16 protein-coding genes are annotated in these 16,432 nt (G+C 72.5%); 10 read left to right on the forward strand and 6 right to left on the reverse strand.

Going from position 1 to position 16,432, the window contains the following annotated elements:
* Positions 1-26: 26 nt before the first annotated feature.
* Both NAG42_RS25955 and NAG42_RS25960 read right to left on the reverse strand, forming a co-directional pair.
* The gene (locus NAG42_RS25955; RefSeq protein ID WP_250033777.1) at positions 27-1,172 is read right to left on the reverse strand and encodes a carboxylate-amine ligase; all 1,146 of its coding nucleotides are present in this window, start codon (positions 1,170-1,172) and stop codon (positions 27-29) included.
* Positions 1,173-1,246: 74 nt separating this feature from the next.
* Entirely contained in the window at positions 1,247-2,194 is a 948-nt protein-coding gene (locus NAG42_RS25960; protein WP_250033780.1) for a M20/M25/M40 family metallo-hydrolase, read from the reverse strand.
* A gap of 220 nt (positions 2,195-2,414) precedes the next feature.
* Here NAG42_RS25960 and NAG42_RS25965 point away from each other — a divergent pair, with 220 nt between their 5' ends.
* Positions 2,415-4,895, forward strand: a complete 2,481-nt coding sequence (locus tag NAG42_RS25965; RefSeq protein ID WP_250033783.1) for a phosphoketolase family protein — start codon at positions 2,415-2,417, stop codon at positions 4,893-4,895.
* Here NAG42_RS25965 and NAG42_RS25970 read toward each other — a convergent pair.
* A complete protein-coding gene (locus NAG42_RS25970) occupies positions 4,888-6,387 on the reverse strand; it encodes an FAD-dependent oxidoreductase (protein WP_250033786.1) in 1,500 nt (499 codons plus the stop codon). The two genes, NAG42_RS25965 and NAG42_RS25970, sit on opposite strands and share 8 nt — an antisense overlap.
* Positions 6,388-6,559: 172 nt before the next feature.
* Between NAG42_RS25970 and NAG42_RS25975 the strand changes: the two genes are divergently transcribed.
* Both NAG42_RS25975 and NAG42_RS25980 read left to right on the forward strand, forming a co-directional pair.
* Positions 6,560-7,531 carry a hypothetical protein gene (locus NAG42_RS25975; RefSeq protein WP_250033788.1) on the forward strand — a complete coding sequence of 324 codons (972 nt, stop codon included), beginning with the start codon at positions 6,560-6,562 and terminating at the stop codon, positions 7,529-7,531.
* Positions 7,532-7,538: 7 nt separating this feature from the next.
* A complete protein-coding gene (locus NAG42_RS25980) occupies positions 7,539-8,162 on the forward strand; it encodes an SGNH/GDSL hydrolase family protein (RefSeq protein ID WP_250033790.1) in 624 nt (207 codons plus the stop codon).
* A gap of 26 nt (positions 8,163-8,188) precedes the next feature.
* On the opposite strand, the gene NAG42_RS25985 is transcribed toward NAG42_RS25980, so the two are convergent.
* On the reverse strand, positions 8,189-8,494 hold the full coding sequence (locus NAG42_RS25985; RefSeq protein ID WP_250033793.1) for a hypothetical protein: 306 nt from the start codon (positions 8,492-8,494) through the stop codon (positions 8,189-8,191).
* A 76-nt stretch (positions 8,495-8,570) separates the two neighbouring features.
* The gene (locus NAG42_RS25990) at positions 8,571-9,695 is read right to left on the reverse strand and encodes a baeRF2 domain-containing protein (protein ID WP_250033795.1); all 1,125 of its coding nucleotides are present in this window, start codon (positions 9,693-9,695) and stop codon (positions 8,571-8,573) included.
* A 225-nt stretch (positions 9,696-9,920) separates the two neighbouring features.
* On the opposite strand from NAG42_RS25990, the gene NAG42_RS25995 reads away from it, so the two are divergent.
* The 6 genes from NAG42_RS25995 to NAG42_RS26020 all read left to right on the forward strand — a co-directional run bounded on the left by NAG42_RS25995 (position 9,921) and on the right by NAG42_RS26020 (position 14,709).
* Positions 9,921-10,409, forward strand: coding sequence for an STAS domain-containing protein (locus tag NAG42_RS25995; protein ID WP_369077115.1), 489 nt, complete (start codon positions 9,921-9,923; stop codon positions 10,407-10,409).
* Position 10,410: 1 nt separating this feature from the next.
* Positions 10,411-11,370 carry an SDR family NAD(P)-dependent oxidoreductase gene (locus NAG42_RS26000; RefSeq protein ID WP_250033802.1) on the forward strand — a complete coding sequence of 320 codons (960 nt, stop codon included), beginning with the start codon at positions 10,411-10,413 and terminating at the stop codon, positions 11,368-11,370.
* A 50-nt stretch (positions 11,371-11,420) separates the two neighbouring features.
* Positions 11,421-11,636 (forward strand): DUF2795 domain-containing protein, encoded by a 216-nt coding sequence (locus tag NAG42_RS26005; RefSeq protein ID WP_250033804.1) that lies wholly within the window; start codon positions 11,421-11,423, stop codon positions 11,634-11,636.
* 27 nt (positions 11,637-11,663) lie between these two features.
* Positions 11,664-12,365, forward strand: a complete 702-nt coding sequence (locus tag NAG42_RS26010; protein WP_250033808.1) for an alpha/beta hydrolase — start codon at positions 11,664-11,666, stop codon at positions 12,363-12,365.
* A gap of 94 nt (positions 12,366-12,459) precedes the next feature.
* The gene (locus NAG42_RS26015) at positions 12,460-12,630 is read left to right on the forward strand and encodes a hypothetical protein (RefSeq protein ID WP_250033810.1); all 171 of its coding nucleotides are present in this window, start codon (positions 12,460-12,462) and stop codon (positions 12,628-12,630) included.
* Between the two features lie 48 nt (positions 12,631-12,678).
* On the forward strand, positions 12,679-14,709 hold the full coding sequence (locus tag NAG42_RS26020) for an acyltransferase family protein (RefSeq protein ID WP_250033812.1): 2,031 nt from the start codon (positions 12,679-12,681) through the stop codon (positions 14,707-14,709).
* Here the strand turns inward: NAG42_RS26020 and NAG42_RS26025 are convergent.
* On the reverse strand, positions 14,681-15,379 hold the full coding sequence (locus NAG42_RS26025; RefSeq protein WP_250033814.1) for an SDR family NAD(P)-dependent oxidoreductase: 699 nt from the start codon (positions 15,377-15,379) through the stop codon (positions 14,681-14,683). The genes NAG42_RS26020 and NAG42_RS26025 overlap by 29 nt on opposite strands.
* 102 nt (positions 15,380-15,481) lie before the next feature.
* On the opposite strand from NAG42_RS26025, the gene NAG42_RS26030 reads away from it, so the two are divergent.
* Entirely contained in the window at positions 15,482-16,327 is an 846-nt protein-coding gene (locus tag NAG42_RS26030; protein WP_250033820.1) for a helix-turn-helix domain-containing protein, read from the forward strand.
* Positions 16,328-16,432 lie beyond the last annotated feature (105 nt).

Raw genomic sequence — 16,432 nt, forward strand, 5'->3', positions numbered from 1 at the left:
GTGAATGGTCAGCCATGGGGAGTACCTCACTGTTCGATGGTCTGCCGGGCCAGGTCGGCCAGGACGGCGTTGATGTCTTGGGTACGGGCGTGGATCCGCCGCTGCCGCGCCGCGCCCGTTCCCTGCGCGCGCAGCCGGGCCAGTTGCGCCACGACCAGTTCGATGTCGCCGTGTCGCAGCAGAGCCGGGCTGACGGTGGCGACCAGTTCGTCGACCATCTCCCACGCCGGGCGCAACACCCCGCCGAGCCGCAGATCAACGAGGGTGCCGTCGAGGCCCTCGTGGGCGGCGCGCCAGTGCGCGGCCGAGAGCACACAGTCGCGGACGGATTCGACCGGTGCCCCGGCCCGCTCGTCGTCGATCATGGTGGCGACCAGCGCCCGGATCAGGGCCGCGACCAGAACGGTGTCGTCGGCGGTCGGGCAGACGTCACCGACGCGGACCTCCACCGTCGGATACGTCGCGGACGGCCGGGCATACCAGTAGACCATCGCGTCGTCGATCATCACGCCGGTGGTGACCAGCGCGGCCACCGTGGCGTCGTAGTCGTCCGCGGAGGCGAAGGACGGCGTCGGACCGACCCCGGGCCACCGGGTCAGCTGGACCGACCGCCAGCTCGCGTGCCCGGTATCGGTGCCGGCGGAGAACGGCGAGTTCGCGGTCAGCGCCTGCACGACCGGCAACCACACCCGCAGCCGATCGCACACCCGCACCGCGAGGTCCCGGTCGGGCACGCCGACGTGCACGTGGCAGCCGCACAGCGCCGGATCCAGCGCCACCGGACCGTAGCGCCGCACGATGTCGCGATAGCGCGGCTGGTCCGGCACATCGCACTGCGGCTCGTCGACCGGAGTGGCGCCGACCGCCACCAGGCGCGCTCCCGTGGTGGCGGCGGCTGCCCCGGCCATCCGGCGGTGGCGGATGAGCTGTTCGCGCAGCTGTCCCAGGTCGGTGCAGACGGAGGTGACCATCTCGACCATGCTGCGCCGCAGTTCCAGCCGGCTTTGCCGGCGTACCACGGAAGGCAGGACCGCGATGACGTCGTCGGCCACGGGGGCGTTGCGGCCGGTGTCCGGGTCCAGGAGCAGGAACTCCTCTTCCACGCCGAGAGTGAGGTGATGCTGGTCGGTGGTGTCGCGGCCGGTGGCCGCGACCGGATACGAAGTGACCATGAGATGAGCCGATCGTGTGGAGGCGCCGCCCTCACCGCGCCGTCGGGTCGCGTGGCTGCCCATGTCAAAGTGGGTTAAACCTGGATAAGACGATCCCAAAAGAGGGCAAGAGTGGCCGCGCCGGCGAGCAGCACGTCGATCGACGCGCGTTCGTCGCTGTCGTGCCAGTGGTCCTCCGGCAGACCGGTGCCGAAGAACAGCACCGGTGCGCCGACGACGTCGGTCAGCAGCTGGGCCGGGCCGCCGCCGGCATTGCCCATCCGTCCCACCGGTCGTCGGAATCCTTCCCGCATGGCTTGGGCGAGGACCTCGACGGCCGGGAGGTCATCCGGCGTGCGGTAGGGCTCCTGCCCGGTCTCCTCGGCCACGGTGAGCTGGTAGTCGAAGCGGTCGCTGATCGTGTCGGCGACCCACCGGCGCAGTTGTTCGCCGACAGTCCGGGCGTGTTGGCCGGCCACGATGCGGATGCTGAGGTCGGCTGCCGCGACCGAGGGGATCGCGGCTCGGCCGGCGCCGATCGGGTCTCCGGCGATCACGCTGATCACCTCGAGCGCCGGGCGGGTCCAGAGCCGCTCGAGGACGGTGTAGCCGGCCTCGCCGCCGATGCTGCGGGTCGGAAGCGCCGCGGCCGTAGAGGTACCGTCGCGCACCACCGGCTCGAACGGTGGGCACTGGTCCCAGTTGTCGTCCTTCGCCGCGCGCACGTCGTGGTGGCTGTAGACCAGCACCGTCGGCGCGCCGGGTGCCTCGCACCACTGCGCGTACACCGCCGGACCGCCCTCGGTGTCCCACACCTCGACCGATGGGAATCCGGCGTCGCGCAGCGTGCCGGCCAGCCAGTTGGCCGATCTGCGCACGTCGGGGACGCGCTCCGGCAGGCCGGCCACCGACCGCAGCCGGATCCACCCGCTCAGCTCCTCGACGAGGGCATCGCGATGTCTGGCGAGGAAGTCGTGCACGCCCTCGGTCATCACTCGGCGCTCGTCGTTCTCCCCGATGGGCGCGGTCGTCGTCCGGTCCACGGTTGCCCCCATTTCGACGTCGGAGCCGACGGCTACCCACTCCGTTGCCGACCATGCGATCGTTTGCGGCTGAGCCCGAGGTCCGCGCGGTGGCAATGGGGTGTGGCTGTGGACGGGATCGGCTGATGGCCGCGTGGTGTCGCCGGTTTAGATGTCGGCCCGGGTGGCACTCGCGTCCTGGCCGGAACCGTCCGGCCGGGTTGTGCCGGGGAGGGGCCGCGTGACGCAGCAGTTGGCAAGCATGGGTGGGGATACGTCAGCCGACAACGAGGGCTCGGGCGGTGGCGAGTCGATCGCTCCCACCCCGTACGTCCTGGGTGACGCTCCCGGTCCACTCGACCGCCGCGAGCTGGAAGTGGTCGACGCCTGGTGGCGGGCGGCCAATTACCTGGCCGTCGGCCAGATCTATCTGCGGTCCAATCCGCTGCTGCGCGAACCGCTGACCCCCGAGCATGTCAAACCGCGCCTGCTCGGCCACTTCGGCACCGTACCCGGTCTGAATTTGATCTGGGCCCATGCGAACCGTCAGATCACCGCGCGCGACCTGAGTGCCGTCTTCATCGCCGGGCCGGGTCACGGTGGTCCCGGTCCGAATGCCTGCGCCTGGCTGGAGGGGACGTATTCCGAGCTCTACAGCCACATCCCGCGCGACGAGGAGGGCATGGCGGCGTTCTTCGCGCAGTTCTCGTACCCGGGTGGGGTGCCCAGCCACTGCGCGCCGGAGACGCCGGGCAGCTTCCATGAGGGAGGCGAGCTCGGCTATTCGCTGATGCACGCGTACGGTGCCGTGCTCGACAACCCGGAGCTGACCGCCTTCTGCGTGATCGGCGACGGCGAGGCCGAGACCGGGCCGTTGGCGACGAGCTGGCACGGCAACAAGTTCATCAACCCGGTACGCGACGGGGCGGTGGTGCCGATCCTGGCGCTGAACCAATACAAGATCGCCAATCCCACGCTGCTGGCCCGCATCCCGGAGCCGGAGCTGCTGGAGCTGATGCGCGGTTACGGCTACACGCCATATCTGGTCTCCGGTGATGATCCGGCCGACGTCCATCAGCAGCTGGCGGCCGCGCTGGACACATGCCTGGGCCGGATCGAGGAGATCCAGCGCGCCGCCCGCACAGGTGACGAAAGCTCCCGGCCGGCCTGGCCGATGATCATCCTGCGGACACCGAAGGGCTGGACCTGCCCGCCGATCGTCGACGGTCTGCAGGTCGAGGGCACGTTCCGGGCCCATCAGGTGCCCCTGCCGGCCGCGCGCACCGACGACACCCACCGGCGGGTTCTCGAGGAGTGGATGCGCTCCTACCGGCCCGAGGAGTTGTTCGACGACGCCGGGCGCCCGGTCGCGGACCTGGTGCGGATGGTCCCGTCCGGTGACCGGCGGATGAGTGCGAACCCGGTGGCCAACGGCGGCAGCGTCCTGCGGGACCTGCGGTTGCCGGACTGGCGCGACTACGGCGTCGAGGTGCCCGCGCCGGGCCGCGAGCACCACGAGGCCACCCGGGTGCTCGGCGGCTGGTTGCGCGATGTGGTCGACGCCAACCGGACGAACTTCCTGACCTTCGCGCCGGACGAGCTGGCCTCCAACCGGCTCCAGGACATCCTCGAGGTGACCGAACGCGACTGGCAGGCCGAGATCGGGCAGTTCGACGAGAAGATGGGCCCGCGCGGCCGGGTCGTCGAGATGCTCTCCGAGCACATGTGCCAGGGCCTGCTCGAGGGCTATCTGCTCACCGGCCGGCACGGGCTGTTCACCTGTTACGAGGCGTTCATCCACATTGTTGACTCGATGTTCAACCAGCACGCCAAGTGGCTGCAGGCCAGCGCCGACGTGCCGTGGCGGCGTCCGATCGCAAGCCTGAACTATCTGTTGTCGTCGCACGTCTGGCGCCAGGACCACAACGGCTTCACCCATCAGGACCCGGGCTTCCTCGACGTGGTGATGAACAAGAACCCGAGCATCGTCCGGGTCTATCTTCCGCCGGACGGCAACACCCTTCTTTCGACGTACGACCATTGCCTGCGCTCGCGGCACTACGTCAACGTCGTGGTCGCCGGGAAACAGCCGCAGCCGGACTGGCTGACGGTCGACGAGGCGGCCGTGCACTGTGCCCGCGGACTCGGCATCTGGCAGTGGGCCGGCATCAACGACGAGCCCGGTGGACTGCCCGACGTCGTCCTGGCCTGCGCCGGCGACGTGCCCACCCTGGAGACCCTCGCCGCCGCGTCGATCCTCCGCGAGCGGCTGCCCGACCTGCGCGTCCGGGTGATCAACGTGGTCGACCTGATGCGGTTGCAGCCGGAGACCGAGCACCCGCACGGGTTGCCCGACCGCGAGTTCGACACCCTGTTCACCGCCGACCGGCCGGTGATCTTCGCGTTCCACGGCTATCCCTGGCTGATCCACCGCCTCACCTACCGGCGCGCCAACCATGCCGGCCTGCACGTGCGCGGTTACAAGGAGCGGGGCACCACCACGACACCGTTCGACATGGTCATGCTCAACGACCTCGACCGCTACCGCCTGGTCATGGACGTCATCGACCGCGTGCCGGGCCTCGGCGCCCGCGCCGCCGGCCTGCGTCAGGACATGGTCGACACCCGGCTCGCGGCTCGCATGTGGACCCGCGACCACGGCGTCGATCTGCCCGAGGTGGCGGACTGGACGTGGCCGGCCGGAAAAGCCTCGCCTAAGTGAGCGGCGGCAGGGGCCGGTTGGCCGGCCCCTGCAGGACCGCGCCGTCGACGGTGAACCGGGAGCCGTGGCAGGGGCACTCCCAGGCCGTCTCGGCCTCGTTGAACCGCACGAGGCAGCTCAGGTGGGTGCAGCGGGCCGAGACGGCATGCAGGTCGCCCGCCGGGTCGCGGTAGACCGCGCGGTGCTCGCCGTCCACCCGGACGACGGCGCCCGTGCCGGCCGCGATGTCGTCGACCGATTCGGTGCCGGCCGGCCGCAGGCGGTCGCCGACGAAGTGGCCGGCGACCTTGGCCTGAAGCTTGAGCAGCGGGCCCGTCTCCCGGGCCAGGCTGAGCCGGCGCGGGTCGTAGAGGCCGGCCCAGGGCGGCTCGTCGCCGGCGATGAGTGCGGCCAGCAGGCGGCCGGCCATGATGCCCGAGCTCATGCCCCAGCCGCCGAACCCCGTGGCGACGTGGACGTTGTCGGTGCCGGGATGGAACGGCCCGACGAACGGCACCCCGTCGGTGGTGGTGTTGTCCTGGGCGGCCCAGCGGAAGGCGATCTCGGTGCCGGGGAACCGTTCCCGGGTCCAGCCTTCCAGCCGTTCCCAGTGCTGGGCGACGTCGCCGGTGCCGGGGGTGAAGTGCTCGCCGGTGACGATCAGCAGGCGCTGCCCGTCGCGGTAGGGAGCCGTGCGCACCGACCGGGTGTTGCTCTCCGGGGTGAGATAGATGCCGCCCGGGTCGCGGTCCGCCTCGATCGGGGCCGCCACCACCAGTTCGCGGCGCGCTTCGAGGCGGGTGAACAGCAGCGCCCGGTCGAAGACGGGGTAGTGGGTCGCGACCACCACGTGCCGGGCCCGGACCGTGTGCCCGCCCTCAGTGGTGATCGTGCACGGGTGGCCCTCGTTGAGCCCGGTCACCCGGGTCCGCTCGAAGATCCGGCCACCGCGCCGGCTCAGGTCCTCGGCCAGCGCCAGCAGGTATTTACGGGGGTGGAACTGCGCCTGGTTCTCGACCCGGACCGCGCCGGCGACGGCGAACGGCAGACCGGTCGTGGACACGAACGAGGCCGGCAGCCCGGCCTCGGCGGCCGCCTCGGCCTCGGCCCGGAACTCGGCCACGCCGTCCGGGGTCTCGGTCCAGGTGTACGCGGGCACGCGCTCGAAATCGGCGTCGATGCCCAGCCGGGCCGTCACGTCGGCGACCCGTTCGACGGCCTGGAGCTGAGATTCGGCGTACCAGCGGGCGAACCGCGGCCCGAAGGACTCCCGCACGCGCGAGTAGATCCGGGTGTGCAGGGCCGACAGCTTCGCCGTGGTGTGCCCGGTGACCCCGGCGGCGATCCGGCCGGCCTCCAGCACCACCACCCGGCTGCCCGCCTCGGTGAGCTCCCACGCCGTGGCCAGCCCGGCGATCCCACCGCCGATCACCGCCACCTCGACGTCCAGGTCGGCCTCGAGCGCGGGGTAGGAGGTCGCCCCCGCCGAGTGCATCCACCAGGACTCCGCCATGCCTGTCCGCATCCGTCAGCCGCCTCTCGGGTTCAGTCGCGCCGGATACCCCGTGCGCGCCCCGTCATGCCGAATCGGCGGTGTGCCCTCCGTCGTGGTGATAGCGCCGGGGAGGCGGGTAGGCCTCAGAATGCGTTGGTCGCAAGAGGAACAGCCTCCATCCGTCACGGCAGTGCTGCTGCTTCTGCTGACCGTGCTGTCGGGCGCCGGATCGCCGGTCGCCGGACGGGAGAGCCCGTCCCCGGTCCTCGCCTCCCCGGCGCGCACGGTGGCCGGATATCTCGGCGTCGTCGCCCGGCAGCCCGGCATCCTCAGCGCCGCCCAGGTCGACCGGGCGGCCGCGTTGCGCGACCGGCTCCCCACCGCCGGGCGGGACCGCCTCGACACCGTGCTGGCCGCGGCCTCGCCCGCCGTACAGGGCTATCTCGCCGCGGCGTTCGCCGCCGGGCACTCGGTCGCCGAGATCGGGTCGTTCGCGGCCACCGTCAAGGGGCGTTCCCCGTATTGGCTACGGAGCCGCCTGCGGCCGATCGACGCCATGGGCGCCGGCGCCGTGCAGTTCCGCGGCAGCCGGATCGGCCAGTACAACGACACCACGTGCGGTCCCACCGCTGTGCTGGCCGCTCGGATGTACGTGGATCCGCTCTATGCGCTCTATCTGACCACCGGCGGGCAGCCGGACACCGTGGAGGAGTCCGAAGAGCGCTTCCGGCAACGATTGGCGGGGGAGGAGCAACAGATCCACGACGACACCGACGTGCTGTGGCCGCAGCTCGCCGGCACGCCGCCCTGGGGGCTCAGCACGCGGCTCAGCCGCGACCCGGCCGCACTGGGCAGCCGATACCGGTGGCGGCCGGCGCTGCCGGTCCCGGGCGCCGACCGGGCCGTCCTGCGGCAGGCGCTGACCGCGGCGAACCGGGGCCTCCCGGTGCCGGTGCTGATCGGCGACGTCGTTCCCCGGCACTACGTGCTGCTGCTGCGCCACGACGACGCGGGCGCCTGGTTCTACGAGCCGACGGCGGCCGAGATCGTCGTCGTGCCGCGGCGCGACCTGGAACGCCGCGACTTCGGCCGGCTCGGTTATCCGCGTCTGGCCGGTGTGATCCTGCCGTCGGCGGGAAGTGACCCGGAGGAAAGGAGTTGAACCTGACGTGACACTCAAGTTCGCGGTCTTCGGCGACTCGATCGCCTACGGCCAGGGTGCCTCCGCCACCGCCGACACGGTGGCGCAGCGACTCTCGGCCGATCTGACTGCCCATGACCTGCCCAACGAGGTACGGGTCTTCGCCGTACCCGGAGCTCAGAGCCGCGACCTGCGAGCCCAGATCGAGCGGGGGCTCGCCTGGCGCCCGCAGCTCGCACTGATCATCATCGGCGCGAACGACCTGACCCGCTTCGTGCCGCCGGAGCAGGCCGCGGCTCAGCTCGCCGAGGCTGTCCGGCGCCTGCGGGCGACCGGCACCGAGGTGGTGGTCGCCCCCGCACCCGACCTCAGCGTGGTGCCCTGGGTGCCGCCGCAGATGCGGGCGGTCGTGCGGGCCGGCAGCCAGCTGCTGCACGACGCGCAGAGCCGGGCAGTTCTCGCTCAGGGGGCTCGGGTCGCCGACTTCGGGATGGCCTCCTCGGCGGGCTTCGCCGTCGATCCCGGCCTGTTCAGCGCCGACCGGTTCCACCCGTCCAGCGCCGGCTACGCCGTCATCGCGGGCGCGCTGGCGGCAACGGTCCGCGAGGCGGCCACGGCGGCGAGGTCGTCGGACCGTACGCCCGGCGGCTGAGGCACCGGCCGCCGGGCCGCGATCGATCAGAGGCCGGACGGGGTGCCGGGGCTGTCGTCGGTGGAACCCTGCCCGAAGTTGCTGCGCCGCCCCGCGACCGCGGGATCGGGCGACAGATTGGGCTGGCCGCCCTGTTCCCCGGCCTGCGGTTCGTGCTCCTGGTCCGGGTCGTACGCCAAGGGCTTGTCCTTGGTCCGGATGTCGGTGCCGTCCTGGGCCGTCGGATCCTGGGCCGCCTTGCGCTCGGCGATGTCGCCGGTGCCGACCGCGGTGGGCTCACTGCCCTCGTCGAGGGGGTTGTTCTCGTCCACGCCCCACGGTTGCTCGCTCATCGTTCGCCTCCGGTTCTCGTCGGGCCGCGGCTCAGCTCGCCGCGGTGCTCGCGTCCGCGTACCTCAGGGCCGCGGCTCAGCTTGCCGCGGTGCTCGCGTCCGCGTACCTCAGGACCGCGCCGATGCCGTGCTCGAGCGGGGCCTCGCCGGGGACGATCAGGACCAGTTCGGCTCCGGTGCCGGCGATGGCGCGGACCAGCGCGGCGTCGGCGCGGACCTTCCGCGGGTCGTCCACGCCCGCCTCGCGCAGCACGTGGTCGTCCACCGAGACGAGCGTCGGGTCGTCCGGGGCGATCCAGAGCTGGTCGGTGGACGACTGGTCGTCGACCAGCAGCACGGTGTCGGCCTGGCCGCGCTGCAGCCGGGTCACCACGTCGACCAGCCCGGTGCTCGCGGTGCCGTCACCCCGCTGTGCCTCGTAGCGGTCCAGGATCTCGCGGACGTGCCGGTCGCCGGCCTCCGCGACGGCCTGGATGGTCACGTCGTCCAGCGCCGACTCGTCGGCGCCGGCGTGCCGGGAGCCGGCGTCGGTCGCGACCACCCGGTCCTGCCAGCGTTTCGGCAGCCGTCCGACCAGCGTCTGGACGGCGCGGACGTCGCCGCCGACCACGATGACCTCGGCGCCGACGGACTCGGCCAGGTCGGCCGCCGCGGCTGCCACGTCGCCCGCGTTGCGCTTCCAGGACTCCTCGACGGCCTGTAGGTAGTGACGGTGCGACCAGCCGCCCACGTGCACCTTGCGGATCGGGAAGGTGGCGCTGCCGGCCACCTCGCGATGCCGGGGAGCGCCACCGACCGAGAGGGCGTCGAGGTCGGCGCCGGTCCGGTCGGCCAGCACCCGCACGTACGCCACCTCGGCGCTGCGCTGTTCGAGCAGGGGCATCACGTGCGGCAGCGGTTCGAAATAGGCCATGTCGGCCGGCGGGGGAGCGGACAGCGTCTGCGTCAGGGCGACGTCACCGGCCGTGGCGAAGACGGCCAGCCCGTACCGTCCGGGCTCGGTCGGATGATCCTGCACGGCGCTCTCCACGGCGTCGAGGGTCGCGGCGTCGGCGCCCTGCCCGGCCAGCTGTTCGCGCAGGCCGCGCCAGCGCAGGGCGACCTCGTGGTCGGCGTTCTCGCCGGCCCGGGTCGCGTCGAGGTAGACGGACACCCACGATCCCGGGCGGTCGAACAGGGGACGCAGGAAGTCGAGTTTCACGGTAGGCACCTTCCGCTGATCACGTCGGCCGGACAACGCTGGCTACCCCCGATTCCCGGAATCTCACCAGGGAGGCTGGCACCGGGGGGACAACCTGACCACCGCCGGGTGACAGCCGTTACATCGTTGTCCTCACGGGTAGGCGGCTGCTCGGCGGGCTTGGGTACAAGAAAGGGCAGCCGGTGACCTGACGTGCTGGAGATCGAGGCAGAAGGATCCGGGACCGTGGACGTCGTCGTTCGCGGTCAATTGTTCATGCATGATGCAGCGACCGTGCGGAGCGCCGTCACGGCCGTGCTGAACCGGGGGGACGTGACCGCCGTCGACCTCGACCTGGCGGGCTTGACGCTGCTCGACCCGGCCGCGGCGGGCGCCCTCGTCGTGGTCCACCGGATCGCCGTCAACCTGCGGGTGGCGCTGCGGCTGCGGGCGATCAGCGTGGCCGCGGCCGAGGCCATGAAGCTTCTCGGCGCCGCCGATCTGCTGCCCGGCCCGAGCCCGGCGACCGGCGTCCACCGGATGGTCAGGGTGCTGGTGCGGTCGTCGCGCCGGCCCGGTGAGGCCCCGCCAGGCCATCATCACCGCAGGCGGGAACGGCACCGGGCGGCGCGGTGCGGTGTCCTTCGCCCGCGCGGGTGCCGATGTCGTGCCGGGCGGCCACAACGCCGGACGGATCGGCGGCGGGCACCCGCTCTGCTCAGCGGAGGGATCTGACATGCGACGGACTGTGGTGGTCACCGGCGCGTCGAGCGGCATCGGGCTGTGTACGGCCGAGGCGTTCGCGCGCCGGGGCGACAACGTCGTGCTCGTCGCCCGGGAGGCGGACCGGCTGGCCGAGGCGGCCGACCGGTGTGCGGCCCTCGGCGGTCGCCCGCTGGCCGTCGCCGGTGACGTCACCGACGGCGCCCGGATGCGGGCCGTGGTCGACGAGGCGGTCGCCGCCTTCGGGCAGGTCGACGTGTGGGTCAACAACGCCGGGACGAGTCTGTGGGGCGCGTTCGAGGACATCCCGCTGGCCACCCACCAGCAGCTGATCGCGGTCGATCTGCTCGGCGCACTCAACGGCGCGCACGCGGTCGTGCCGCACTTCCTGGCCCGGGGCGGAACCGGGGTGATCATCAACGTGGTGTCGATCGGCGGTCGCCTGCCGAGCCCGTGGGCGGCGAGTTACAGCGCGGCGAAGTTCGGTGTCGCGGCGCTGACCGACGCGTTGCGGGCCGAGCTGGCGTCGCACTCGCGCATCGCGGTGTGCGGGGTCTATCCGGCCTTCACCGATACGCCGACAGCGACCCGATCGGGCAACTACACCGGGCGTACGCTGCGACCCGTCCCGCCGGTGGTGTCGCCCGAACGGGTGGCCCGGGCGATAGTCGCGCTCGCCGGCCGTCCGCGACGGTCCCGCCGGGTGGGCAGCCAGCACGTTCTCTCCGCGGCGTACGCGATCGCTCCGGCCACCGTGGGCCGGGCCGCGGCCCGCCTGGGCGGCTGGTACTTCCGGTCGGCGGGTGAACCGTCCGGGCCGTCCGACGGTGCGTTGTTCGACGTCCGGCCCGCTCCGGTGAGTGGCCGCGGTGGCTGGGGACGGCCCCAGCGCCTTCGGGCGCGCGCCGCGGCGGCCGGGCTGGCGGTCGTGGCCGGCGCGACGGCCGCCGCTGTGCGGTCGCGCCGCCGGTGATCCCGCCGGACGGCCGAATGGGATCTCCGGGGCGGGGTATGCGGCCCGGCATGAGCACAGACACCTTCACCGAAGTGCAGACGCTGCTGGAGGACCTGGACTTCCCGGCCGACAAGGACGCCATCGTGCGGCACGCCACCGAACGCGGCGCGGCGTACGACTCGGCGCCGGTCCGGGCCCTGCGGGCCATGCCGGTGGCGACCTACCGCAACATCTCGGAGATCCGCAGCTCGGTCGACCTGGGGCCGGACGAGACACCGGACTGACCCGCGGCCGGCAGCGCAGGAGGACGTATGCCGATCATCGAGGAACCGGGGCCCGCGCACGGCGAACCCGAGGAGAACTTCGCGCACGGCCGGCTCAGCGATCGCGTCCGGCAGAGCATGCGCACCGGGCCGGCCCGGATCTCGGACCTCGACGGCGGGCTGCCGGCGCTGACGTACGTGCCCGAGCCGGTCGACGCGGGCCCCTACCGGCTCGTGGTCCTGCTGCACGGGGCCGGCGGCTCGGCGCGGCAGGGCCTGGAGCTGATGCTCCCGGTCGCGCGGAGCCGGCGGCTGCTGCTGGTGGCCCCCCAGTCGGCCGGGGCGAGCTGGGACGTGATCTCCGCCGGCTTCGGCCCGGACGTCCGGCGGCTCGACCGGGTGTTGTCCGAGGTGCTCGACGCCTGCCCGGTGGACCGGATGAGTATCGGGGGCTTCTCCGACGGCGCCTCCTACGCGCTGACGCTCGGGTTGACCAACGGCGACCTGTTCGACAGCGTCCTGGCGTTCTCGCCCGGTTTCGCGGCCCCGATGGTGACGCACGGCGCGCCCCGGCTGTTCCTCTCGCACGGTGACGGCGACCGGGTGCTGCCGATCGACCGGTGCAGCCGGCGCCTGGTGCCGCGGTTGCGCGGAGCCGGCTACGACGTGACCTATGAGGAGTTCCACGGCGGTCACGAGGTGCCGGACGACATCGTGCGGCGAGCGTCGGCGTGGTTGCCGGACCAATGAGTGATGGCCCGACTAAGAGGCGGAGCGCCGGGTATGCGCCGACGCACCCGCGCGGCGCCCGGTCGTGAGCGGTAGTCACCGGAAAGGGATGACCATGACCGTCAACCCCGAGGCACTCGGCGATCCGCCGAAGGAAGCCGACGAGTATCTGAAGAAGGCGAACGCCGAGGACCCCCGCTCCGACCCGCGGGCGCCGGCGAACGAGCCGGGCGGACAGGAGACGTCGCGGGAAGGGTCGCCCAACAGCGACCCTGATCCTCTTTAGGACAGTGGGAACGGCTCGATGACCGGGCCGGCGATCGTGTCCAGCCCCGTGAGCGGACGGGGGCCATCCTGGGGTCACCTTCCGGCGCTGGACGGGATTCGCGCGTTCGCGGTCCTGTCCGTCGTGCTCTTCCACGCCGGGATCGCGGGTCTCGCCGGCGGTTTTCTCGGGGTGGACACGTTCTTCGTCCTCTCCGGATTTCTGATCACCTCGCTGCTGCTGGCCGAGCGGCGGCGCACCGGCCGGATCGACCTGATCCGGTTCTGGGTCCGGCGGATCCGGCGGCTGCTGCCCGCGCTGCTGGCGATGCTGCTGGCCACGGTGGTGGCCGGCCGGTTCCTGCTCGACAGCGACGCGCTGGCCCTGGTGCGCACGGACGCCTACGCCGCGCTGGGCTACCTGGCGAACTGGCGGATGATCTTCCGAGGGACCGGGTACGCGGCGGTGACCGCTGCCCCGTCGCCGCTGCAACACACCTGGTCGCTGGGCATCGAGGAGCAGTTCTACCTGCTGTGGCCGCTGATCGTGGCCGCGCTGACGATCAAGCTGACGCTGCGCCGGGCCAGGACCGTGCTGGTGGTGCTGTGTGCCGCCGGCGCCGCGGCCTCGGCCGTGCTGTGCGCGTGGCTGTACCGGCCCGAGTCGATCAGCCGCGCCTACTACGGCACCGACACCCGGGCCCAGGCCCTGCTGATCGGGGCCCTGCTGGCCGGCGTCCTGGCGTACGCGGAGAGCCGTCGCCCCGGCGGCCGTGCGGCGCTGGGGGTGACGGCTCTGCTCGGCGCCGGCGTCACCGGCTGGCTCTGGCACAGCGCCTCCGAGACCGCGCCGTGGATGTACCAGGGCGGCCTGACCGTCGCCGCTCTCGCGACCGCGGCGGTGATCGCCCACGTCGTGGTCAGCCCGGCCGCGCCGATGGCCCGATTCCTGGGGCTGGCGCCGCTGGCCGCGCTCGGCCGGATCTCGTACGGGGTCTATCTCTGGCACTGGCCGGTGTTCCTGTTCGTCACCGCCGACGCCACCGGCCTGTCCCGCTGGCCGCTGCTGGTCGTGCGCCTGGCCGGGACCCTGGCCGTCGCTGTCCTGAGCTACCACCTCATCGAGCAGCCGATCCGCCACGGCGCCCTGACCGGGTGGCGGCCCACCGCCGTGACCGTGGGTGCGCTCGGTGTCCTGATCGCCGTGATCGGGTACGCGACCGTACCCGCTGTAGAACCGGCGCCGGCCGACGCGCCGGTCATCGCGATCAGCGTCGCCCCGGCCCCGGCCGTCCCGGGCACGCCGCGAAGGTCGCGGACACCGGCGCCGGTGGTGCCGATCAACCGGCCGGGCCGCCCCGGATCCGCCGGCAATGAGCCACGGATCACTTTCTTCGGCGACTCGGTGTCCTGGACCATCGGCACGTACCTCCCGCCGCACCCGGGGATGTGGACCAGCGTGCGGTCGATCCAGGGCTGCGGCATCGCGACCCTCCCGCGGATCCGCCAGCTGGACGAGCCGTTCACCAACTACCCCGGCTGCCCGGCGTGGGAGAGCCGCTGGCGCAAGGGCGTCGCCCGGGACAACCCGGACGTGGCGGTGATCAACCTGAACCGCTGGGAGCTGATGGACCGCTACTACGAGGGCCGCTACCAGCACGTCGGCGACCCCGGCTACGACGCGTACCTGCTCCGGCAGCTCGACAAGGCGGTCACCATCGCCGGGTCCCGGGGTGCCGCCGTGGTTCTGCTGACCGCCTCGTACACCCGTCGGGCGGAGCGGCCGGACGGCAGCCTCTATCCCGAGGACCGGCCGGAACGGGTCGACGCCTGGAACCGGCTGCTGCGGGCCGAGGCGGCGCGGCGACCGGGCCGGATCACGGTTCTCGACCTCAACCCGGTGGTCTGCCCCGGGGGTGAGTTCACCTGGCGGGTGAACCGCCTGAAGGTCCGCAGCGACGGCCTGCACTACACACCGTCCGGCGTCCAGCGCGTCATCGCGCCGTGGCTGCTGCCCAAGCTGGCGGCGGTCGCTGCGGGGACCTACCGGGCGCCCGGTCAGCAGCCGGCGCTCACCACGCCACGGAGCCGTCGCGGCTGAGGAGGATCCCGGTGGGGCCGTCGTCGGGGAGGGTGGCCAGGTGCACGATCGCGTCACTGCCCTCGGTGACGGTCTGGGTGCCCTGGCCGTCGTTCAAGTCGGTCTTGGTGTAGCCGGGGTCGGCGGCGTTGACGAGGATCCCGGGCAGGGCGCGGGAGTACTTGAGGGTGAGCATCGTCAGCGCCGTCTTGGTGATGGCGTAGAGGGGCGGCACGACCCGCCAGTCGAACATGTCGAGTTCGAGCGTGGCCGCGAAAGAGCCCACCCGGGAGGACACGTTGACAACCCGGGCGTGCTGGGACGCCCGCAGCAGCGGGACGAAGGCGTTGGTGACCCGCAGCGCCCCGAGCAGGTTGGCGTCCAGCGCCGCGGCGGCGTCCTCAGCCGTGGTCTGCTCCAGTGGTGTCACCACGCCGGTGACGGCGGCGTTGTTGACCAGGACGTCCAGGCGTCCGTAATCGGCCCGCACCTGCGCGGCCGCGTCGTCGACGCTCGCCTGCTCGGTGATGTCCAGGGGGAGCAGCCCCACGCCGAGCTCGGTGGCGGCGGTCCGGCCGCGCTCCGGGTCGCGGGCGCCGATGAGCACCGTGTGCCCGGCCTCCTTGAGCCGGCGGGCGGTTTCGCGGCCGATGCCCTTGTTGCCACCGGTGACGAGAGTGATCGTTTCCATGTCCACCAGCCTGTGACCTGGGGCGGGTGCGAGGAAGGCGACGTGTGTCGGGGGGACTGCCAGTACCACCCACGCTGCCGTGACCGGGGGTATCTTGGCCGCGTGGTGGATCAGGCGACCAGGACGGTGGGGGCTCCGAGCTTGGGGACGCTGCTGCGCGGGTTCCGGGATCGCTGCGATTTCGGGTTCACCGGCCCCGGCGCCCGGCGTGCCCCGGGTCTGCGCCGCGAGGAGCTGGCGTCGCTCGCCGGCGTCTCCGTGGATTACCTCGTCCAGCTCGAGCAGGGGCGTGCCGCCCGGCCGTCGGCACCGGTGGTCGCCGCCCTGTCGCGCGCGTTGCGTCTCGACGAGGACGCGTCCGCCCTCCTGCACCGCGCCGCCGGCCTGGCTCCCGCGACCGGGTCCGTGGCCCGGGTGGTGCCCGAGAGCATCGAGCGGATGGTCACCCGGCTGCGGGAGTGGCCGGTCGCGGTCTATTCGGCCGACTGGTGGCTGCTGCGCTGGAATTCCGCCTGGACGGCGCTGCTGGGCGACTCCGCGACCCTGCGGGGCAGAGCGCGCAATGTCGTCTGGTTCGAGATGACGCAGCCCAACCCGGGCGTGTGGGTCGACCCCGGCGAGGACGACACATTCCGCGACGCGATCGTGGGCGACCTGCGGGTGGCCTTCCTCGAGCACCCCGACGACGCCGAGCTGGCCGACCTGGTCGCCGGCCTGCACGAGGCCAGCCCCGAGTTCGTCGAGCGCTGGACCGCCGCCCGTCCCGCGCGCTACCGGGGCATGCGCAAGCACATCGACCACCCTGACGTCGGCCCGCTCGCGCTGGACGGCGACGTCCTGCAGGTCCCGGGCTGCGACGTGCGGATCGTGGTCTATTCACCGGCGCCGGACTCGCCGGACGCCGACCGCCTCGCCCAGCTGACGGCGCAGGGCGCGCTCACCGGCTGAGGGCGACGCCACCTTAAGCCGCAGTTAACGCTAACACCAGCCTGCGTATTGCCGGAGCGCTGAAGGGCCGTGGTCGGTCACGGGGAGAGCCGGAACCGCAGGCGC

The organism is Paractinoplanes maris (assembly GCF_023544465.1).
Taxonomy (GTDB): Bacteria; Actinomycetota; Actinomycetes; order Mycobacteriales; family Micromonosporaceae; genus Actinoplanes; species Actinoplanes maris.

Bases quoted from the DNA above. Each gene is read 5' to 3' on its own strand.
- NAG42_RS26015 (WP_250033810.1), top strand. From the start codon at position 12,460: ATGACCGTCAACCCCGAGGCACTCGGCGATCCGCCGAAGGAAGCCGAC.
- NAG42_RS26025 (WP_250033814.1), bottom strand. From the start codon at position 15,379: ATGGAAACGATCACTCTCGTCACCGGTGGCAACAAGGGCATCGGCCGC.
- NAG42_RS26010 (WP_250033808.1), top strand. From the start codon at position 11,664: ATGCCGATCATCGAGGAACCGGGGCCCGCGCACGGCGAACCCGAGGAG.
- NAG42_RS25985 (WP_250033793.1), bottom strand. From the start codon at position 8,494: ATGAGCGAGCAACCGTGGGGCGTGGACGAGAACAACCCCCTCGACGAG.
- NAG42_RS25970 (WP_250033786.1), bottom strand. From the start codon at position 6,387: ATGGCGGAGTCCTGGTGGATGCACTCGGCGGGGGCGACCTCCTACCCC.
- NAG42_RS26005 (WP_250033804.1), top strand. From the start codon at position 11,421: ATGAGCACAGACACCTTCACCGAAGTGCAGACGCTGCTGGAGGACCTG.
- NAG42_RS26000 (WP_250033802.1), top strand. From the start codon at position 10,411: ATGCGACGGACTGTGGTGGTCACCGGCGCGTCGAGCGGCATCGGGCTG.
- NAG42_RS25955 (WP_250033777.1), bottom strand. From the start codon at position 1,172: ATGGTCACTTCGTATCCGGTCGCGGCCACCGGCCGCGACACCACCGAC.